This window comes from Agrococcus carbonis (assembly GCF_900104705.1).
Taxonomy (GTDB): domain Bacteria; phylum Actinomycetota; class Actinomycetes; order Actinomycetales; family Microbacteriaceae; genus Agrococcus; species Agrococcus carbonis.
In genome coordinates, this window is record NZ_LT629734.1 from 2,554,727 (window position 1) to 2,572,158 (window position 17,432).

Below are 17,432 nucleotides of genomic sequence, written 5' to 3' on the forward strand. Positions count from 1 at the left end.
CTGCGGCCGCGGCCTCCTCAACCTACGGGGCTGACGGCAGCGGCCTGCGGCCGCGGCCTCCTCAACCTACGGGGCCGGGGCTCAGCGCACCTGCCGCGCCGCGAACTGCATCCGCGGGTGCGCGAAGGCCTCCTGCGCCTGCACGATGCGCAGCTCGCGCTCGCCCGAGTCGATCGTCACCTGCAGCAGGTCGAACACGCTCGACGCCGTGCGCTCGAGCGCCACAGCCGCCGAGCCCGTCTCGCGGTAGTGCGCGGTGAAGAGCGCGCTCGTCACGTCGCCTGAGCCGTTCGCCTTGATCGGCAGGTGCGGCGTCTGCACGATCCACGCGCCCTCGTCGTCGACGGCGAGCATCTCGATCGTCGGCGAGCCGTCGGGCAGCACCTCGCGATCCGGCCGCAGCACGCTCGTCACGAGCACGGTGCGCGGCCCCAGGTCGCGGGCGCGGTCGGCCGACTCGAGGGTCGACTCGAGCGTGTCGGGCTCCGTGTGCGTCATGAAGCCGAGCTCGAACTGGTTGGGCGTGATGATGTCGGCCACCGGCACGACCCGCTCGCGGATGAGCGGCGGGATCGTCGGTGCGACGAAGCAGCCCGACGTCGCGTTGCCCATCACCGGGTCGCACGTGAACGACGCCGCGGGGTTCGCGGCCTTGACGCGAGCCACCGCATCCACCACGACGTCGACGATCTCCTCGCCGCCGAGGTAGCCCGAGAGCACGCCGTCGACGGTGCCGAGCACGCCGCGATCCTCGATGCCCGTCACGACCGCGCGCACGTCGTCGGCGGGGATCGCCGGCCCGCCCCACGCGCCATAGCCGGTGTGGTTCGAGAAGTTCACCGTCAGCACGGGCCACACCTCATGCCCGATGCGCTGCAGCGGGAAGACGGCGGCCGAGTTGCCGACGTGCCCGTAGGCGACGTGCGACTGGATCGAGAGGAAGCGCATCCGACCATTCTTCCACCGCGGCGGATCACACGTCGTCGAGCGCCTCCAGCAGCGTGCCCTGCGCGAAGCCGAGCCACGTGACGACGCCGCGCAGCTGCTCGAGGTCCTCCTCGGTCACGCCGGGCGCGAGCTCGCTGCGATCCTGCCCCGTGCGCACGTGCAGCACGAGCCGCACCTCGCCGAGCGCCCGCAGCCACGCATCCGCCCCCTCGGCGTCGACCGCGATCGGCAGCTCGGCGTCGTCGGCGTCGTCGCCCTCGGCGGGCAGCGCCGTCTCGAGGTCGAGCACCATGCGGGTCATGGTGCGGATGCGGTCGGCGGCGATGTCGGCGGAGGCGAGCCTGCGGAACTCGGCCGCGTCCTCCTCGCCGGCGTACGCGTTCGGGTAGAGCCGCTGCATGACGGGGTCGTCGAGCACCGCGCGGCCGTCGATGACGGCGCGGTGGAGCTCGAGCACCTGCCGGCCGAGGGTCGCGAGCATGTCGGCCTCGGAGGTCAGCAGCGCGCACCGCGCGCCGTCGCCGTCCCGCCGCCAGGCCTTCACGCGCCGGCTCCCGGCATCGGCTCGAGCGTCGCGACGAGGCCTTCGGTGTGCAGCGCCGCGACGTGCATCTCCTGCGCCTCGCGGGTGCCGTGCGCCACCGCGGCGCGTCCGTCGCGCTCGGCCTGGTGCATGAGCGCGGTCGCGCGCTCGCGGCTGTGGCCGAGCCGGCGCATGAGCACGCGCACGACGAAGCCCTGCGGGCTCACCGGGTCGTCCCACAGGATCGTCGCCCAGCCGCCGCCGACCGCCGCCGCCGCGCTGTCGGGCGCGCGCAGGGTGTCGGCGGTCATCGCTCCACCACCTCGATGCCCGCCGTCGTGGGGCCGAGCACAGTCGCGACGACGTGCACGGATGCGGTGTCTGGCCCGCGCTCGATCGCGAGGCTCCACAGCGCGAGCAGGAAGCCGGTGCCGGCGAGCGCGACGCCCACCCACGCGGGAGCGAGGTAGCCGAGACCGGCGGCGATCACCGCGCCGCCGAGCGCCGCGCCGAGCGCGTTGCCGACGTTGAAGGCGGCGTGGTTGGTGGCGGCGCCGAGGAGCTCGGCGTCGCCGGCGATCCCCATGATGCGCGCCTGGATCGTGGGCGTGAGCACGCTCCCGGCGCCGCCGATGAGGAAGGCGAGGGCGAAGAGCGCCACCGGCTGCCACGCGAGCAGGCCGAACAGGGCGAGGGATGCGATGAGCACCGGGAAGGCGGCGAGGATCGTGCGGCGCATGCTGCGGTCGCTCGCCCAGCCGCCGATCGCGTTGCCGATCGTCATCCCGATCCCGACGGTCGCGAGCAGCCAGGCGATCGCCGACTCGGGCAGCCCGGCGACACGCGTGACGATCTCGGCCGCGTAGGAGTAGACGGCGAAGAAGCCGCCGAAGCCGATGCAGCCGACCGCGATCATGAGCCACAGGCGGGGATTGCGGAACGCCGCGACCTCGCGCGCCGCGCTGCGCGACGGGTCGCCCGGCACGCGGGGGAGCGCGACCCACGCGAGCGCGAGCGTGACGAGGAAGATCGCGGCGACCGCGACGTACGTCCAGCGCCAGCCGGCCGCCTGGCCGAGCCAGGTGCCGAGCGGCACGCCGATGATATTGGCGACCGTGAGGCCCGAGAGCGCGAGCGCGACGCCCGCGCCCTGGCGGCCCGGCCCCATGATGCGCGCCGCGAGCAGCGACGCGACGCCGAAGTAGGCGCCGTGCGGGATGGCCGAGAGGAAGCGGGCCGCGATGGTGAGCTCGAACGTGGGCATCAGGCCGCTCGCGAGGTTCGCGACGGTGAAGGCGGCGACGAGCAGCAGCACGAGCGTGAACTGCGACATGCGCGCCGCCCAGATCGACACGAGCGGCGCGCCGACGACGACGCCGAGCGCGTAGGCCGTGATGAGCCAGCCCGCCTGCGCGATGCCGCCGGCGGGATCGGCGTCGAAGCCCGGGACGAGCTCGGTCGCCGCGAGCGGGAGGATGCCCATGGTCGCGAACTCGGTCGTGCCGATCCCGAAGCCGCCGAGCGCGAGCGTGAAGAGCGCGAGGAGGCGTCGCGCGGGAGTGAGCTGCATGCTGCCTCGATCGTACGCGGATGCGTCGGCGGACGCCGGTTGCTACATTGGTCAGGTAAGGCTTGCCTCACCTGAGGCGCATCGTCCCGAGGAGCACCCATGGCAGGACCCGAGCGCGTCGCCGCGGTCGCACCGAAGTTCGTCGAGCTCGAGGTGCTCGGCAGCCAGCAGGTGTCGCCGCACGTCCGCCGGGTGACGCTCGGCGGCGACGAGGTGTCGGCGATGACGCCGCAGGGCTACGACCAGTGGTTCCGCTTCTTCATGCGCCGGGACGGCCAGGAGCAGCTGCGCGTGCCGAGCAGCCCCGCCACGTGGTTCCCGCAGTACCTCGCGATGCGCGAATCGCACCGCCCGTGGGTCCGCAACTACACCGTGCGCGACTTCCGGCTCGAGGAGGGCGAGCTCGACATCGACTTCGTCTGCCACGAGGATCCCGGCCCCGGCGCCGCGTGGGCGATGGCAGCGCAGCGGGGCGAGCGCGCCGTGCTGCTCGACGAGGGGCTGCTGTACAACGACGACGGGCTGTCGGGCGACGTGCTCATGGTGGGCGACGAGTCGGCGCTGCCGGCGATCGCCGGCATCTGCGGCTCGCTCGACCCCGAGGCCCAGGGCGTCGCGATCATCGAGGTCGGGCACCGCGACGACATCCAGGACGTCCAGGCGCCCGCCGGGCTCGACGTGCGCTGGATCGAGCGGGGCGGCGCTCGCGAGGGCGACGCGGCGCTCGAGGAGCTGCGCGGGCTGCGGCTCGCGACCGAGCTCGGCTACGCATACTCGGCGGGCGAGCAGGCGCTCGCGACAGGCGCCCGCCGGCACCTCGTCCGCGACCGGGGCATCGACAAGCAGCGCATCACCTTCACGGGCTACTGGAAGCTCGGCAAGGCCTACGTCTCCTGATCCGCCGCGACGGAAAGTTCCGTGGAACTTTCGCCACGGTCACGTTGCTCGCAACGTGACGGGCCGGTCGGCCGGACCTCGCGCATCCGCTTGCCTATCGTGAAGACGTGCCCACCGCAGAATCGCTTCCCGTCGACGACGCCCACCAGGCCTGGCTCGACCGTCTCGCCCTCGCAGAGCTCGCCGTGCCGATCCTCGGCCGCCTGTACCGGGAGCGCGACGTCGTCACGCACGTGCACGGGAAGAAGCTCGTCAACCAGTCGCCGATCGAGATCCTGAAGGCCCACAAGTGGGCACGGCGGGTGGGCGAGCGCGTGCTTCGCATCGAGGACACCATGACCGTCCTGCGCGTCGTCGACGAGCTCGGCGTGCGCGGCATCTCGCTCGACCTCGGCCGCATCCTGGTCGACGCCCCCGAGACCGGCCTCGAGGAGTACGCCCGCGAGCAGGTCGCGGCGCTCGAGTCGTGGTCGCAGGACGAGCCGACCGATGTCGTGCTCTACGGCTTCGGCCGCATCGGGCGGCTCCTCGCCCGCATCCTCATCGGCCACGCCGGCAGCGGCCTCGGCCTGCGGCTGCGCGCCATCGTCGTGCGCAAGGGCGGCGAGGACGACCTCGAGAAGCGCGCGAGCCTGCTGCGCCGCGACTCCGTGCACGGCGCCTTCCAGGGCACGATCGACATCGACCGCGAGGCGAACACGATCCTCGCGAACGGCACCCTCATCCAGGTCATCTACTCGGACGACCCGACGAGCATCGACTACACGAAGCACGGGATCCGCCGCGCGATCGTGGTCGACAACACCGGCCGCTGGCGCGACGAGGAGGGCCTCTCGCAGCACCTGCAGTGCCCCGGCGTCGAGCGCGTCGTGCTCACCGCGCCCGGCAAGGGCGCGCTCAAGAACATCGTCTTCGGCGTCAACCACGAGTCGATCGGCGCCGAGGACCCCGTCATCACCGCCGCATCCTGCACGACGAACGCGATCACGCCCGTGCTGCAGGTCGTCAACGACGCGTACGGCATCGAGCACGGCCACGTCGAGACGGTGCACTCGTACACGAACGACCAGAACCTCATCGACAACTTCCACAAGGGCGCCCGCCGCGGCCGCTCGGCCGCGCTCAACATGGTGCTCACCGAGACCGGCGCCGCGAAGGCGGTCTCGAAGGCACTGCCCGAGCTCGAGGGCAAGCTGACCGGCAACGCGATCCGCGTGCCGACGCCCGACGTGTCGATGGCGATCCTCAACCTCTCGCTCGAGCAGGAGGTCGACCGCGAGGCGGTCAACGAGCTCCTGCGGCAGACCTCGCTCACGGGCGAGCTGCGGGCGCAGATCGACTTCACGGATTCGGCCGAGGTCGTCTCGACCGACTTCGTGGGCAACAACCGCGCCGGCATCGTCGACGGTCTCGCGACCATCGCCTCCGGCCGCCACCTGGTGCTCTATGTCTGGTACGACAACGAGTACGGCTACTCGTCGCAGGTCATCCGCGTGATCGAGCACATGGCCGACCAGATGGCCAAGGCACGGCAGCTGCAGCCGGCCTGACACAGACTGCCGCCGCCGGGACTCTCCTGGGTGGAAGCCCGGCGGCGGCAAACCCCTTCACGCGTCGCGCGTGCGCGTGCCGTCCACGTAGGCGAGCGCCGCGACGACCCGGCGGTGCAGCCCCTCGCCGTCGAGGATGCCGAGCTTCGGCAGGATGCGCGCCATGTGCGCCTCGACGGTGCGCTCGGCGAGCCAGAGCCGCTCGGCGATCGCGCGGTTCGAGAGGCCCTCGGCGACGAGCGCGAGCACCTCGCGCTCGCGATCGGTCAGCGGACCGAGCGGGTCGCGCCGTGGCCGGGCGAGCAGCGACTGCACGATCGCGGGGTCGAGCACCGACTCGCCGGCCGTGAGCCGCTCGAGGCAGTCGAGCAGCACGGCGCCCTCCGAGACGCGCTCCTTGAGCAGGTATCCCACGCCGTGCGGGCGCTCCTCGAGCAGGGTGAGCGCGTAGACGGGCTCGATGTGCTGCGAGAGCACGAGGACCGAGATCTGCGGGTGCTCGTCGAGGATGCGGCGGGCGGCCTCGATGCCCTCGGTCGAGTGGGTCGGGGGCATGCGCACGTCGATGACCGCGACGTCGGGGAGGCGCTGCGCGACCGCGGCGAGCAGCGCCCTCGCGTCCCCGGCTTCGGCGACGACGTCTGCGCCGGCGCGCTCGAGCACGCGCACGATGCCCTCGCGCGTCAGCAGGCTGTCCTCGGCGACGACTACCCGCATGGCAGCTCCAGCGCGATCGGGTCCGCCCTGCTGCGCAGCCGGCCTCCGAGGGCGCGGGCGCGGTCGGCGATCGCGCGCGCGTCGGCGGGAGCGAGTCGAGCGCCGTCGAGGCGCAGCTCGAGGCGTCGGTCGTCGCTCGAGAGGCGGATGCGGATGCGGTCGGCGCCGTCGACGATCGTCGCGCGGTCGGCGAGCCGGTAGGCGGTCAGCGCGCACGCGGCCTCGACCTCGGTGCCTCCTCGCGCGTCGAAGGACGTGGGGGTGTTCGCGCTGCGCGCGAGGGACTCGAGCGCGGCCGTCAACCCCGCATCGGAGAGCAGCACCGGGTACATGCCGTGCGCGACCGCGCGCAGCCGCTCGGCTGCCGCCGAGACCTCGGCGATGCACTGCTCGAGGGCGGCTGCCGCGTCGGCGTCGTCGCGTTCGAGGCTTCGCTCCTGCGCATCGCGCAGCGCGAAGACGGCGGCGAGCAGGAGGTGCTGCGCGCCGTCGTGCAGATCGCGCTCGGCCCTCCGCCGGGCGTCGTCGGCGGCGAGCACCTCGGCGCGGCGCGCAGCGCGGAGATCGGCGAGGCGGTGGAGCGACTCGGCGTGCGTGCGCGCCGCGTCGAGGGCGAGCGCGGTCGCGGGCCCGAGTGCGCGCTCGAGCTCCTCGCCCAGCGCCGCGCCGGCGGCGCTCCACCCGATGCGCGCGATCGGGCGACCGTCGCGTCGGACCGTGGCGAGGGTCGCCGCCCGGCCGCTCTCGGGTCGCGGCTCCCCGCGCTCGTCGACCCAGCCGCCCCCGTCGCCGAGGTCGAACGCGAGCGTCGCGGCGGGGTCGCCGAGCCGCCGCGCGATCGCGTCGCGCACCGAGGCGGGCGGGGTCACCGCGATGATCTCGTCGGCGAGCGCGCCGAGCCTCGCCGATCGTCGGGCTCGTGCCGCGATCGCTCCGATGAGCGCGACGGCGAGCGCGACCGCGAGCGCGGCGCGCACGTCGAGCGCCGCGGGAGCGGCGAAGGCCGCCGGCCCGACCGTCGCGCGGGCGGTCGGCCCGAGCACCCACCACAGCTCGGCGCCGCAGAGCGCGGCGAGGGGGAGCGCGACCGCCCGGTCGGCGAGCTCCCTGGCGCGGAAGCCGGCGGCGACGGCCATCGCGCACGCCGCGGCGGCGCACGCGCCGGCGATCGCGCGCACCGCGGCCGCGAGCAGCGCTGCCGCGCCGGGCACCGCGAGCGGCGGGTCGATCGACCCGCACCGCACGACGCAACCGGGGTCGAGCAGCGGATCGCGCGTGAGCGCCAGCAGGAGCGCGCTGGCCGCCGCCGCACCATAGGCGACTCCGAGCCACCGCCCCGCCGGGACGGCGAGGAGGGTCGCCGCGAGGTGCAGGAGCGCCGCCGGCTGCAGGCTCGCGATCACGAGCGCCGCGCCTCGGACCACCGCATCCTCCGCCCAGAGCGCGAGCGCGAGCGCCGGCCAACCCGCCGCGAGCACGGCGATCGCCGCGGCCGGCCCGCGCCACGGCTGGCCGCGGAGCCACGCCGCGCCCACCGCCGCGACGGCGAGCGCGACGCCGGCGGCTTGCACGAGCCACCGCTCGAGGGGCTGCTGCAGCCATTCTGCCGGCGGGAGCCCCGAGGCGTTCGGGATCGCCAGGGACGACGTGAGCGCCGACGTCGTCGCGGCGACCGCGGCCACGAGTGCGACGGCGAGGGAGGGCCGCGCGGCGGGGTGGCCGCTCATGACCGCTCCAGCGCTCCGGGCACCGTCATGACGATGCTCGTGCCCGCGCCGCTCGCGGAGTCGAGCGCGAGCGTGCCCCCGACAGCGCTCGCGCGCTCGCGCATGCCGGCGAGCCCGCCTGCTGGCGCGTCGCTCGCTCCTCCGACGCCGTCGTCGTCGATCCGCAGGTCGACGCCGTCGTCGACGCACAGCCGCATCCGCAGCGTCGTCGCACGCGCGTGCTTGACGGCGTTCGCGATCGCCTCGGCGGCGACGTAGTAGACCGCGAGCGCGACCTCGTCGCGCACGGGCGGCAGGGCATCCTCATCCGGCAGGGTGAGCGCCACCGGGATGGGCGCGGTGTCGGCGAGGCGGCGGAGGGCCGACACGAGCCCGTCGTCGAGCGGATGCGGCTGCAGACCGCGGCCGAGCGCGTCGAGCTCGCGGATGGCGTCGAGCAGGAGCTCGCGTCCTCGCGCGAGCGATGCTCCCGCATCGCCGTCGAGCGCGACCGGCAGCGACTCCACCGCGCGCGCGAGCCGCTCGACGGCCACGACCTCGAGCTCGGCCCGCAGCGCCTGCCGCTCCCTCGCGTCCGCCGCCGCGAGCCGCGCCGCCGAGCGCTCGGTCGCCGCCACGACCGCGGCGAGCGCCGCGGCCCGGTCATCGAGCCGCGCCCGGAGCCGCCGCGCCGTGGCACGCGCCTCCCGCGCCTCGTCGTCCTGCGCGCCATCGGCCACGGAGGAGCGCAGCGCCCGCTCGAGCCGTGGCTGCGCATCGCCGACCTCGACGGCGAGGTCGGTGGCCCAGTGCGGCTCCGCACGCGCCGCGAGCAGGATGAGCCCCGCGATGAGCGCCTGCGCCATCGCGTATCCGAGCAGCACCGCGAGCGACCACTCCCGCGGCAGCTGCAGCAGTCGCAGGAGCGCGGGTGCACCGATCGCGAGCGCCGCGAGCCACGCAGCGGCGCGCCATGCCGGCAGCCGTGAGCGGGTGACCGACCGGTGACGGCGCTCGGCGGCCGCCGCGAGCGGCAGCGCGGCGGCGAGGCCGAGCCAGGCCCACGGCACGGCGGCGGCAGCGGGCACGACCGCGACGACGCTCGCGACGACGATGAGCGCTCGCGCCGCCCACGAGCGGGGCCACCGCGCGCCGCCGCTCAGCAGCAGGTGGAGGAGCGCGGCGCGATGCCACAGGGCGGCGACGGGCCAGATCGCGGCCGCGAGCCACGCGAGGGCGAGCGCCGCCGCCGGCACCGCGAGCCGTGGGCGCCTGCGGGTCGCCAGCGCCACGAGCAGCCAGGCGCCGGCGAGCAGCAGGGCTACCCGATCCTGGTCCACGGGCCGCCGCCGAAGATGCCCTGGATGAGCAGGTCGCTGCCGTGCCCCGAGCGGACGTCGGTCAGCACGAGCGCATCGTCCTCGAGCGCCCAGCGAGCGGAGAAGAGCACCCGCCCGGCCGCCTCGCCGCACCCCGGCCCGGCGGGCCCGAGCTCGACGACGATGACGTCGCGGTCGACGCGATACGTGCTCCCCGGGCAATCGCTGCCCTCGGGGGGACCGAAGACGCCGTCCCGCAGCAGCAGGTCCCAGACCCCTGCGTGCCCTGCCGCATCCGACCGATGCACGCCGCGCGCCTCGAGATCTGCCGCCGACACCTCTCGGCGGTAGTGACCCTCGGGAAAGGGTCCGGGATCGCTCGCGACCGGCGTCGGCGCGGTCGTCGGCTCGGCCGCCGCCGAAGCGGCGCCCGAACATGCCGCGACGGGCTCGGCGCGCACGCCGAGCCCGCCCTGCAGCCGCTCGATGCGATCGGCGAGCCGGTCGAGGTCGACGGATGCGCGCAGCTCGGCCACGCGGTCGGCCACCGCAGCGCGCCACTCGGCGCGCGCCTCGGCGCCAGCGAGCACGACGCGCGCACCGGGATTCCGCGCGCACATTGCGCGCGCCTCGGCGGCGTCCGTGGGACGCGACTCGGCCGCCCACGCAGCGGTGTCCCGCGCGGCGCTCGCGATCGCCTCGCGATGCGCCGGCGAGAGCGCGTCGAGCGCGTCGTCGTTGCCGACGAGGGCGAAGGCGAGCGGATGCGTCGCGACGTCGCCCGCGGTCGTCGGCGCGTCGTAGAAGGCGTCGGCGAGCGCGAACATGCTGTCGAGCCACGGCTGCGGGCCGTCCTCGCGCGGCTCCGCGCCGAGCGCCTCGATCGTCGCCCAGACGTCCTCCGAGCGCGGCGCCCGCACGCTCGCGCCCGCGAGGTCGGCCGGACGGAGGGCGGCGGAGCCGTCGCCGAAGAGGTGCCGCATGCCGCCGGGCACGAGCGCGAGCGGAGTCGCGCCCGTCGGCTCGATGCCGGCGAGCAGGGCGTCGGCGAGGTCGCTCGTCGCGATCGCGTCGAGCGCCTCCTCATCGGCGACGAGGAACGGCACCTGCAGCACGCGCAGCGTGTCGACCCCCAACGCATCCCACGCCGACGCATGGACGAGCGCGAGGTCGAGCTCGCCGTCGAGCGCCGCGCCCGCGAGCACCTGGTTCCAGCCCGGCGACTCGCCGTCCTCGGGGAAGCGGCGCACCGCGACGTCGACGTCGCCGCCGGTCGCCGCCTCCACCCTGGCCGCGAACTCCTCGGCCGCGTCGAAGCTGAAGCGACCGGGCGGGTCGGCGACGCCCATCTCGAGGTGGATGACCGGCTCGGCGAAGCCCGCGATCCCGACCTCGGACGCGGTGCACCCCGTCAGCGCCGCTGCGGCCAGCAGCCCCGCGGCGACGCTCGCGGGGCGGCCACTCGATGGGTGCATGGGGCCGTACCGCCTCCCGCCGGATGACAGCGCCCATCGTACGCTCGCGGCGATCATTCCGCGCCGACCCGTTCGAGGGGGAGCGTGCCCAGCAGCACCGCGTTGAAGCCGAGCATCGAGAAGGGCTGCGGTACGCGCCAGTCGGTGAGCGTGAGCCGATCGCCCTCGACCGCCCAAGCCGCGTCGACCGCCACCTCGCCGAGGCCGGCGCCGCAGTGCCACTCGCTCGGACGGGAGGTGGCGGTCATCACGAGCCGGTCTCCGTCGATCGCGTACGTGCCGGGGCACGAGTCGCCCGAGGGCACGTGCAGGAGGTCGTAGCGGCCGCGGTCGAGCGTGAGGCGCAGCTCGCCGGCGTTCCCCCGCGCGACCTCGGCGGACTCCGGGTTGTCGTCCCCGCCGAGCGCGGCGGCGAGGTCGGCGACCTCCCACTCGACGGCGTACGTGCCGTCGAGACCCGCAGCGGCGGCGTCGGGACCCGCCGATCCCGGGCCCGCGCCGGGCTCTGGGCTCGACGCCGGATCGGGGGTGGCGGGCGCGGCGGCGTCCTCGCACGTCGCGATGTCGATCCGGGCGGCCTCGATGCCGTCGGTGAGCGTCGCGATCGCGTCGAGGTGGTCGGCGACCACCGCATCCGCCCGCAGCGCGCCGAGCACCGGTTCGAAGGCGCGCTCGATCTCGCGCACCGCGTCGTCGCCCGCGAGCGCGAGGCTCGCGCCGGCGCTGCACGCCTCGGCGGCGAGCGCCTGCTCGTCGTCGGCCCGGTCGAGGGCGTCGTCGGCGACAGCCGCGATCGCGCGCAGCACGGCCTCGCGGTCCTCGCCGAGCGCCTCGAGGGCGTCGCCGTCGGCGATGAGCACCGCGGTCGAGGGCCAGAGCCCCAGATCGACCGTCATGGTGCGAGCCCGCCAGTCTGCGTTGCGCGCGAGGAAGGCGAGCGAGTTCTCGTAGGCGCGGATGCTGCCGTCGGCGATGCGGGCGTTCCGCTCGCTCGGCGACGCGTCGACGTTGACGGCTCCGAGTGCCTCGATGGACATCGCGTTGATGTCGCCGTGCCAGCTGTAGAACGAGATGCCGTCGAAGTCGGCGAGCGTGTGCAGCGGCGCGTCGGCGATCGGGCGACGGATGGGCCCGGCGAGCACCGCCAGCCCCTCGACGCCGAGCGGTTCGACGCCGGCGAGCATCGCGTCGGGCAGGTCGCTCGCGAGCACGGCGCGCTGCGCCTCCACCGAGTCGAGCACCATCGGTGCGATGAGCGCGTCGAAGTCGCGCACCCCGAGCTCGCGGAAGGCACGGGCCCCGACGAGCCCGAGGTCGATCGCGCCGTCGGCGACGCCGCGCACGATGCGCTGCTCGACGCCGAGCGCCTGCGAGTCGAACTCCGACGCGACGTCGATGGTGACGCGGCCATCGGTGGCGGCGGGGAGGGCGTCCTGCAGCGCCTCGACCTCGGCGTCGGCGAGGCCCGCGACGAAGCCTAGGCGCAGCGCCACGGGCGAGGGGTCGGCCGGCGGGGCGGCGGAGGGGGAAGGGACGGCGCCCGGCGCGGAGCCGGATGCGGCGCATCCGGTCGTGAGCAGCAGGGCGGTCAGGATGGCGCCGATGCGCGCCGGCTGGTTCGTGTGCATGGCAGGACGGTAGGAGCGGATGCGGTGGCCGGGCATCCGTGCTGGCACGGCATCGCGCGCGGCCGGGCCCGGCCCGGCGCACCGCATCCGGCACGTCGCACCGCCTCCGGCACGGCGGTCGTCGGGGACGACGGACCTCCGCGCTCGCAGGAGCATCCGATACCGTCGAGGCCATGCGCGAGGTGACCGAGACCGAGCTGCGGCGCTGCTTCGTCAACGCGACCAGGCAGGAGCTCGAGCAGCTGCCGCTGCCGGGCCTGCACGAGATGATCTGGGACGAGCGCGAGTACCTCGGGTGGCGCGATCCGCGTTCCCCCCGGCTCGGGTACGTCGTGCACTGGCGCGGCGACGAGCTCGTCGGCCTCGTCGTGCGGGCGGCGCCGGGCGGGCTGCGCCCGGGCATCGCGGCGATGTGCGCGCTGTGCCACTCGACGCAGCCCGCGACGCAGGTGCGCATGTTCAGCGCCCGCCTCGCCGGTCTCGAGGGCGACACGGGCAGCACGATCGGCACCTACATCTGCGACGCGCTCGACTGCTCGCACATCATCCGCACCGGTCCGCCGCACCTGCTGACCGCCGACCGCCTCGCGTCGAGGTCGGAGGCGCTGCTCGGCCGCGTCACCCGCTTCACCGCGCGCGTCGAGCGCGCCATCCGCGATGCCTGATCGCCTCGTCGGCATCAGCCGCGTGCGGCCGTGGGGCGGCGTCGCGGTCGACCTCGAGTTCGACGGCGACCGCATCGCCTCCGTCGTGCCGCACGATCCGGGCCGGATGCGTGCGGGGATGCTCGACGGGCGCGGCCTGCTCGCGCTCCCGACCGTCGTCAACGCCCACGCCCACGTCGACAAGTCGTGGATGGGGCTGCCGTGGCAGCCGTACGGGGGCGAGGGCGGCACGGACGGCCGCATCCGCCACGAGCGGGCCCACCGCGACGCGCTCGGCATCCCGAGCGTCGAGCGCACGGCCGCCGTGCTCGACGCCCACGTGCGGCACGGCACGACCGCCATCCGCACCCACGTCGACGTCGACCTCGGCATCGGCCTGCGCGGCATCGACGCCGTGCGCGAGGCCGTCGACGCCTACGACGGCGCGATCGAGGCGACGATCGTGGCCTTCCCGCAGGACGGCGTGCTGCGCCGGCCGGGCGTGCTCGACCTGCTCGACGCGGCTGCGGCCGCGGGCGTCGAGCACATCGGCGGCCTCGATCCTGCCTCCATCGATCGGGATCCCGTCGGCCAGCTCGACGCGATCTTCGCGCTCGCGGAGCGCCACGGCGTCGGCCTCGACATCCACCTCCACGACGCCGCCGAGCTCGGGGCGTTCCAGCTCGAGCTGATCATCGAGCGCACCGACCGGCTGGGGCTCGCGGGCTGCGTGAACATCGCCCACGGCTTCGCCGTCGCGCAGCTGCCCGAGCCGCGCCGACGTGACCTGCTGCAGGCGTGCGGCGCGCTCGGGATCACGTTCACGACCGTCGCGCCGCTGCGCCTGCCGCAGCTGCCGATGGCCGAGCTCGACGCGGCCGGGGTCGGCGTCGCCTTCGGCACCGATGGCATCCGCGACCTGTGGAGCCCGTACGGCGACGGCGACACGCTCGCGATCGCCCGCCAGTTCGCCCGGGCGTCCTCGATCGTGCGCGACGACGATCTGCGGCGCGTCGTCGAGCTCGCGACCAGGGACGCCGCGGCCTTCGTCGGCCGCGAGGTGCACGACCTCGTGCCCGGCGCCCGCGCCGACGTGATGCTGCTCGACGCCGAGCACGCGATGGATGCGCTCGTGCGGGCGCCCGCGCGGCTCGCGGTCGTGGGCGGCGGGCGGCTGCTGCACGACGAGCGCGACGCGCGCCACGATCGCGACGAGCACCAGGAGCGCGACGCGCGCCCCGACGACGAGCACGACCGGAACCCCGGAGGTCCCCATGGCTGACGCCTTCATCCTCGACGCCCTGCGGACGCCCCGCGGCCGCCGCCGCGGCGCGCTCGCCGAGGTGCATCCCGTGCAGCTCGCCGGCGGGCTGCTCGCCGCGCTCGAGGGCCGCGGCGTCGCGCCCGACCGCATCGACGACGTCGTGCTCGGCACCGTCTCGGCGGTCGGCGAGCAGGGCGGCGTGCTCGCACGCGCGGCCGTCCACGCGGCAGGCTTGCCCGACACGGTCCCCGGCATGCAGGTCAACCGGTACTGCGCATCCGGGCTCGAGGCCGTCACCGCGGCAGCGGGCCGGGTCGCCGCCGGCTTCGACGACCTCATCGTCGCGGGCGGCGTCGAGTCGATGTCGCGCGTGCCGCTCGGCGCCGACGGCGGTCCGTACGCGACCGATGCCACGATCCTCAAGCCCTGGAGCCTCATCCCGCAGGGCGTGAGCGCCGACGCGATCGCCTCGAAGGACGGCATCTCCCGCGAGGAGGTCGACGCCTACGCGCTGCGCTCGCAGCAGCGGGCCGCGCAGGCGTGGGAGGAGGGGCGCTTCGCGCGCTCGATCGTGCCCGTCGCGACGCCGGACGGCGTGCCGCTGCTGGACCGCGACGAGCACCTGCGGCCCGGCACCACGATGGAGGCGCTCGCGGGCCTCGCGCCCGCCTTCGAGGTCTTCGGCGCGAGCGGCTTCGACGCGGTCGTGCGGCGCGAGCACCCCGAGATCCGGCAGCTCGAGCACGTGCACACCGCCGGCAACTCGTCGGGCATCGTCGACGGCGCGGGCGTCGTCGTGGTCGGCAGCGGCGCGACGGCCGACGCGCTCGGTCTGGCGCCGCGCGCCCGCATCGTCGCGGCGACTGCGGTCGGCTCCGATCCGACGCTTATGCTCACCGGCCCTGTCGCGGCGACCGAGCGCGTGCTCGAGCGAGCCGGGCTCGCCCTCGACGACATCGACCTCTTCGAGGTCAACGAGGCCTTCGCATCCGTCGTCCTGCACTGGCTGCGCGAGACCGGCGCCGACCCTGAGCGGACCAACGTCTCGGGCGGCGCGATCGCGCTCGGCCACCCGCTCGGCGCGACCGGCGCGATGCTGCTCGGCACCGCGCTCGACGAGCTCGAGCGCCGCGACCAGCGCCGCGCGCTCGTCACGCTCTGCGTCGGCGGCGGCATGGCGTCGGCGATGGTGATCGAGCGGGTCTGAGCCGCAGCGGGCGGACCGCTCGGTAGGGTCGTGCGGGTGAGCGACGACGCCAAGCAGCCCGAATCCGCCAAGCAGCCCGACCCGGTCGTGACCGACGAGCTCGTCACCACCCGCCACACGCTGACGACGCCGGAGGGCGAGCTCGCGTACACGGCTCGCGCAGGCCGCGTCGTGCTGTGGCGCGAGCACGTCGAGGACGACGTCTTCCAGGGCCGGAAGCCGCGCGCGCAGGTCGCGATCACCTCGTACACGCTCGACGGCGCCGACCCGACGACGCGCCCGGTGACCTTCGCGTTCAACGGCGGCCCGGGCTCGGCGAGCGTCTGGCTGCACATGGGCGTGCTCGGCCCCAAGCGGGTGCTGATGGGCGACGCCGGCGAGCTGCTCCCGCCGCCCTACGGCATCGCCGACAACCCCGAGTCGCTGCTCGCGGTGAGCGACCTCGTGTTCATCGATCCGGTCTCGACGGGGCGCTCGCGCGCGGTCGAGGGGCAGAAGCCCAAGGACTTCCACGGCTTCACCGCCGACATCGAGTCGGTGGCCGAGATCATCCGCCAGTGGGTGAGCGCCGAGGGGCGCTGGCTGAGCCCGAAGTTCCTCGCGGGGGAGTCGTACGGCACCACGCGCGCCGCGGGCCTCGCCCAGCTGCTGCAGGAGGAGCTCGGCATGTACCTCAACGGCCTCCTGCTCATCTCGAGCGTGCTCGACTTCTCGACCGCCAACTTCGAGCGCGGCGGCGACCGCGCCCACGCGATGTACCTGCCGTTCTACGCGGCGACCGCATGGCGGCACGGCTTCCACGAGGGGCGCTCGCTCGAGCAGGTCGTCGACGAGGCGCGCGCCTACGCGGCCCGCGACTACCCCTACGTGCTCGGCCGCGGCGCCCGCCTGACGGAGGACGAGCGGGCGGATGCGGTGGCTGCGGTCGCGCGCCTCACCGGCTTGAGCGAGGACTACGTCGACCGCGCCGACCTGCGCATCGAGCACTGGCGCTACTTCGGCGAGCTGCTGCGCGAGCAGGGCCGCACCGTCGGTCGCCTCGACTCGCGCTTCACCGGGCCCGCCGCGAGCGGCATCGCCGAGCACATGGACGCCGATCCCTCGATGGACGCGATCCTCGGGCCCTACGCCGCCGCGTACCAGCACTACCTGCACCACGACCTCGAGGTGCGCGACACGGGGCCGTTCCACGTCTTCGGCAAGGACGTCATCGAGCACTGGAGCTACAAGGAGTTCGAGAACGCGCCGGTCTACGTGATCGACCGCCTCTCGCGCGCCATGCGGCAGAACCCCCACCTCGCGGTGCACTTCGCCTACGGCTGGTTCGACGGTGCGACGCCGTTCTCGGCCGCGGAGGACTCCGTCGCGCACCTGCAGATCCCCGAGGAGCTGCGCGACAACCTCGAGCACCGCTACTACGAGGCCGGCCACATGATGTACGTGCATGGGCCCTCGCGCATCGCGCAGTCGGCCGACCTCGCCGACTTCGTGCGCCGCCGCAGCGGGCGGGCGGGCTGAGCCGCCGGAGGCGCACGCGAACAGTTCGTCGGTCGAGGAGCGCGCGCCGAACGCGCACGCCTGCCCCGCGTCGGTCGAGGAGCGCGCGCCGAAGGCGCGCCCGAACAGTTCGTCGGTCGAGGAGCGCGCGCCGAAGGCGCGCCCGAACAGTTCGTCGGTCGAGGAGCGCGCGCCGAAGGCGCACGCGTCACGAGACCCCGGCAGAAGTCCGCCTCAGCGCACCTCGAGACGGATGTTCCGCCCCGCCACGCCCACACGCGGACATCCGCTGGCGTCACGAGACCGCCCGCCGATGCGGTAGCCTGTCTTGGTTGCCTTCGGGCACCTCGATCGCGAGATCGACGGGCTGTGGCGCAGCTTGGTAGCGCACTTGACTGGGGGTCAAGGGGTCGCAGGTTCAAATCCTGTCAGCCCGACCACGAGCGAGGCCCCTCCTTCGGGAGGGGCCTCTTCGTCGTCTCGGGCG

At 74.7% G+C, this 17,432-nt stretch carries 15 protein-coding genes and 1 tRNA gene; 7 read left to right on the plus strand and 9 right to left on the minus strand.

Features of this window, described 5'->3' with window-relative positions; all coding sequences use genetic code 11:
- Positions 1–81 precede the first annotated feature (81 nt).
- From pdxY to BLT67_RS12260, 4 genes are read right to left on the minus strand one after another with little or no spacing between them, the layout of a single operon-like run.
- On the minus strand, positions 82–948 hold the full coding sequence (gene pdxY / locus BLT67_RS12245; RefSeq protein ID WP_092667270.1) for a pyridoxal kinase PdxY: 867 nt from the start codon (positions 946–948) through the stop codon (positions 82–84).
- 25 nt (positions 949–973) lie between these two features.
- Positions 974–1,492: a DUF2017 family protein gene (locus BLT67_RS12250; RefSeq protein ID WP_092667271.1), complete on the minus strand. Its 519-nt coding sequence runs from the start codon at positions 1,490–1,492 to the stop codon at positions 974–976.
- Positions 1,489–1,782: an ATP-dependent Clp protease adaptor ClpS gene (locus tag BLT67_RS12255; protein WP_092667272.1), complete on the minus strand. Its 294-nt coding sequence runs from the start codon at positions 1,780–1,782 to the stop codon at positions 1,489–1,491. Before BLT67_RS12255 ends, BLT67_RS12250 begins: the two co-directional genes overlap by 4 nt.
- A complete protein-coding gene (locus BLT67_RS12260) occupies positions 1,779–3,041 on the minus strand; it encodes an MFS transporter (protein WP_092667273.1) in 1,263 nt (420 codons plus the stop codon). The genes BLT67_RS12255 and BLT67_RS12260 overlap by 4 nt, the downstream gene beginning before the upstream one ends.
- 99 nt (positions 3,042–3,140) lie before the next feature.
- Between BLT67_RS12260 and BLT67_RS12265 the strand changes: the two genes are divergently transcribed.
- Positions 3,141–3,938, plus strand: a complete 798-nt coding sequence (locus BLT67_RS12265) for a siderophore-interacting protein (RefSeq protein WP_092667274.1) — start codon at positions 3,141–3,143, stop codon at positions 3,936–3,938.
- A gap of 107 nt (positions 3,939–4,045) precedes the next feature.
- A complete protein-coding gene (locus BLT67_RS12270; protein WP_092667275.1) occupies positions 4,046–5,488 on the plus strand; it encodes a glyceraldehyde-3-phosphate dehydrogenase in 1,443 nt (480 codons plus the stop codon).
- Between the two features lie 57 nt (positions 5,489–5,545).
- Here BLT67_RS12270 and BLT67_RS12275 read toward each other — a convergent pair whose 3' ends face one another.
- The 5 genes from BLT67_RS12275 to dctP are packed head-to-tail and all read right to left on the minus strand — an operon-like array spanning position 5,546 to position 12,333.
- Positions 5,546–6,205, minus strand: coding sequence for a response regulator transcription factor (locus tag BLT67_RS12275; RefSeq protein WP_092667276.1), 660 nt, complete (start codon positions 6,203–6,205; stop codon positions 5,546–5,548).
- Positions 6,196–7,932: a sensor histidine kinase gene (locus tag BLT67_RS12280; protein ID WP_092667277.1), complete on the minus strand. Its 1,737-nt coding sequence runs from the start codon at positions 7,930–7,932 to the stop codon at positions 6,196–6,198. The genes BLT67_RS12275 and BLT67_RS12280 overlap by 10 nt, the downstream gene beginning before the upstream one ends.
- A complete protein-coding gene (locus BLT67_RS12285; protein WP_092667278.1) occupies positions 7,929–9,251 on the minus strand; it encodes a sensor histidine kinase in 1,323 nt (440 codons plus the stop codon). The genes BLT67_RS12280 and BLT67_RS12285 overlap by 4 nt, the downstream gene beginning before the upstream one ends.
- On the minus strand, positions 9,233–10,705 hold the full coding sequence (locus BLT67_RS12290) for a TRAP transporter substrate-binding protein (RefSeq protein ID WP_172802024.1): 1,473 nt from the start codon (positions 10,703–10,705) through the stop codon (positions 9,233–9,235). Before BLT67_RS12290 ends, BLT67_RS12285 begins: the two co-directional genes overlap by 19 nt.
- Before the next feature lie 53 nt (positions 10,706–10,758).
- Entirely contained in the window at positions 10,759–12,333 is a 1,575-nt protein-coding gene (dctP, locus tag BLT67_RS12295) for a TRAP transporter substrate-binding protein DctP (protein ID WP_157674350.1), read from the minus strand.
- 173 nt (positions 12,334–12,506) lie between these two features.
- On the opposite strand from dctP, the gene BLT67_RS12300 reads away from it, so the two are divergent.
- The 5 genes from BLT67_RS12300 (at position 12,507) to BLT67_RS12320 (ending at position 17,385) form a co-directional block, all read left to right on the plus strand.
- A complete protein-coding gene (locus BLT67_RS12300) occupies positions 12,507–12,998 on the plus strand; it encodes an FBP domain-containing protein (protein ID WP_092667281.1) in 492 nt (163 codons plus the stop codon).
- Positions 12,991–14,259 (plus strand): amidohydrolase family protein, encoded by a 1,269-nt coding sequence (locus BLT67_RS12305; RefSeq protein WP_092667282.1) that lies wholly within the window; start codon positions 12,991–12,993, stop codon positions 14,257–14,259. The genes BLT67_RS12300 and BLT67_RS12305 overlap by 8 nt, the downstream gene beginning before the upstream one ends.
- Positions 14,252–15,448, plus strand: a complete 1,197-nt coding sequence (locus tag BLT67_RS12310; RefSeq protein ID WP_092667669.1) for an acetyl-CoA C-acetyltransferase — start codon at positions 14,252–14,254, stop codon at positions 15,446–15,448. The genes BLT67_RS12305 and BLT67_RS12310 overlap by 8 nt, the downstream gene beginning before the upstream one ends.
- A gap of 36 nt (positions 15,449–15,484) precedes the next feature.
- On the plus strand, positions 15,485–16,966 hold the full coding sequence (locus tag BLT67_RS12315) for a S10 family peptidase (protein ID WP_197674421.1): 1,482 nt from the start codon (positions 15,485–15,487) through the stop codon (positions 16,964–16,966).
- Positions 16,967–17,308: 342 nt separating this feature from the next.
- Positions 17,309–17,385 (plus strand) — tRNA-Pro (locus BLT67_RS12320).
- The last annotated feature ends 47 nt before the right edge of the window (positions 17,386–17,432 follow it).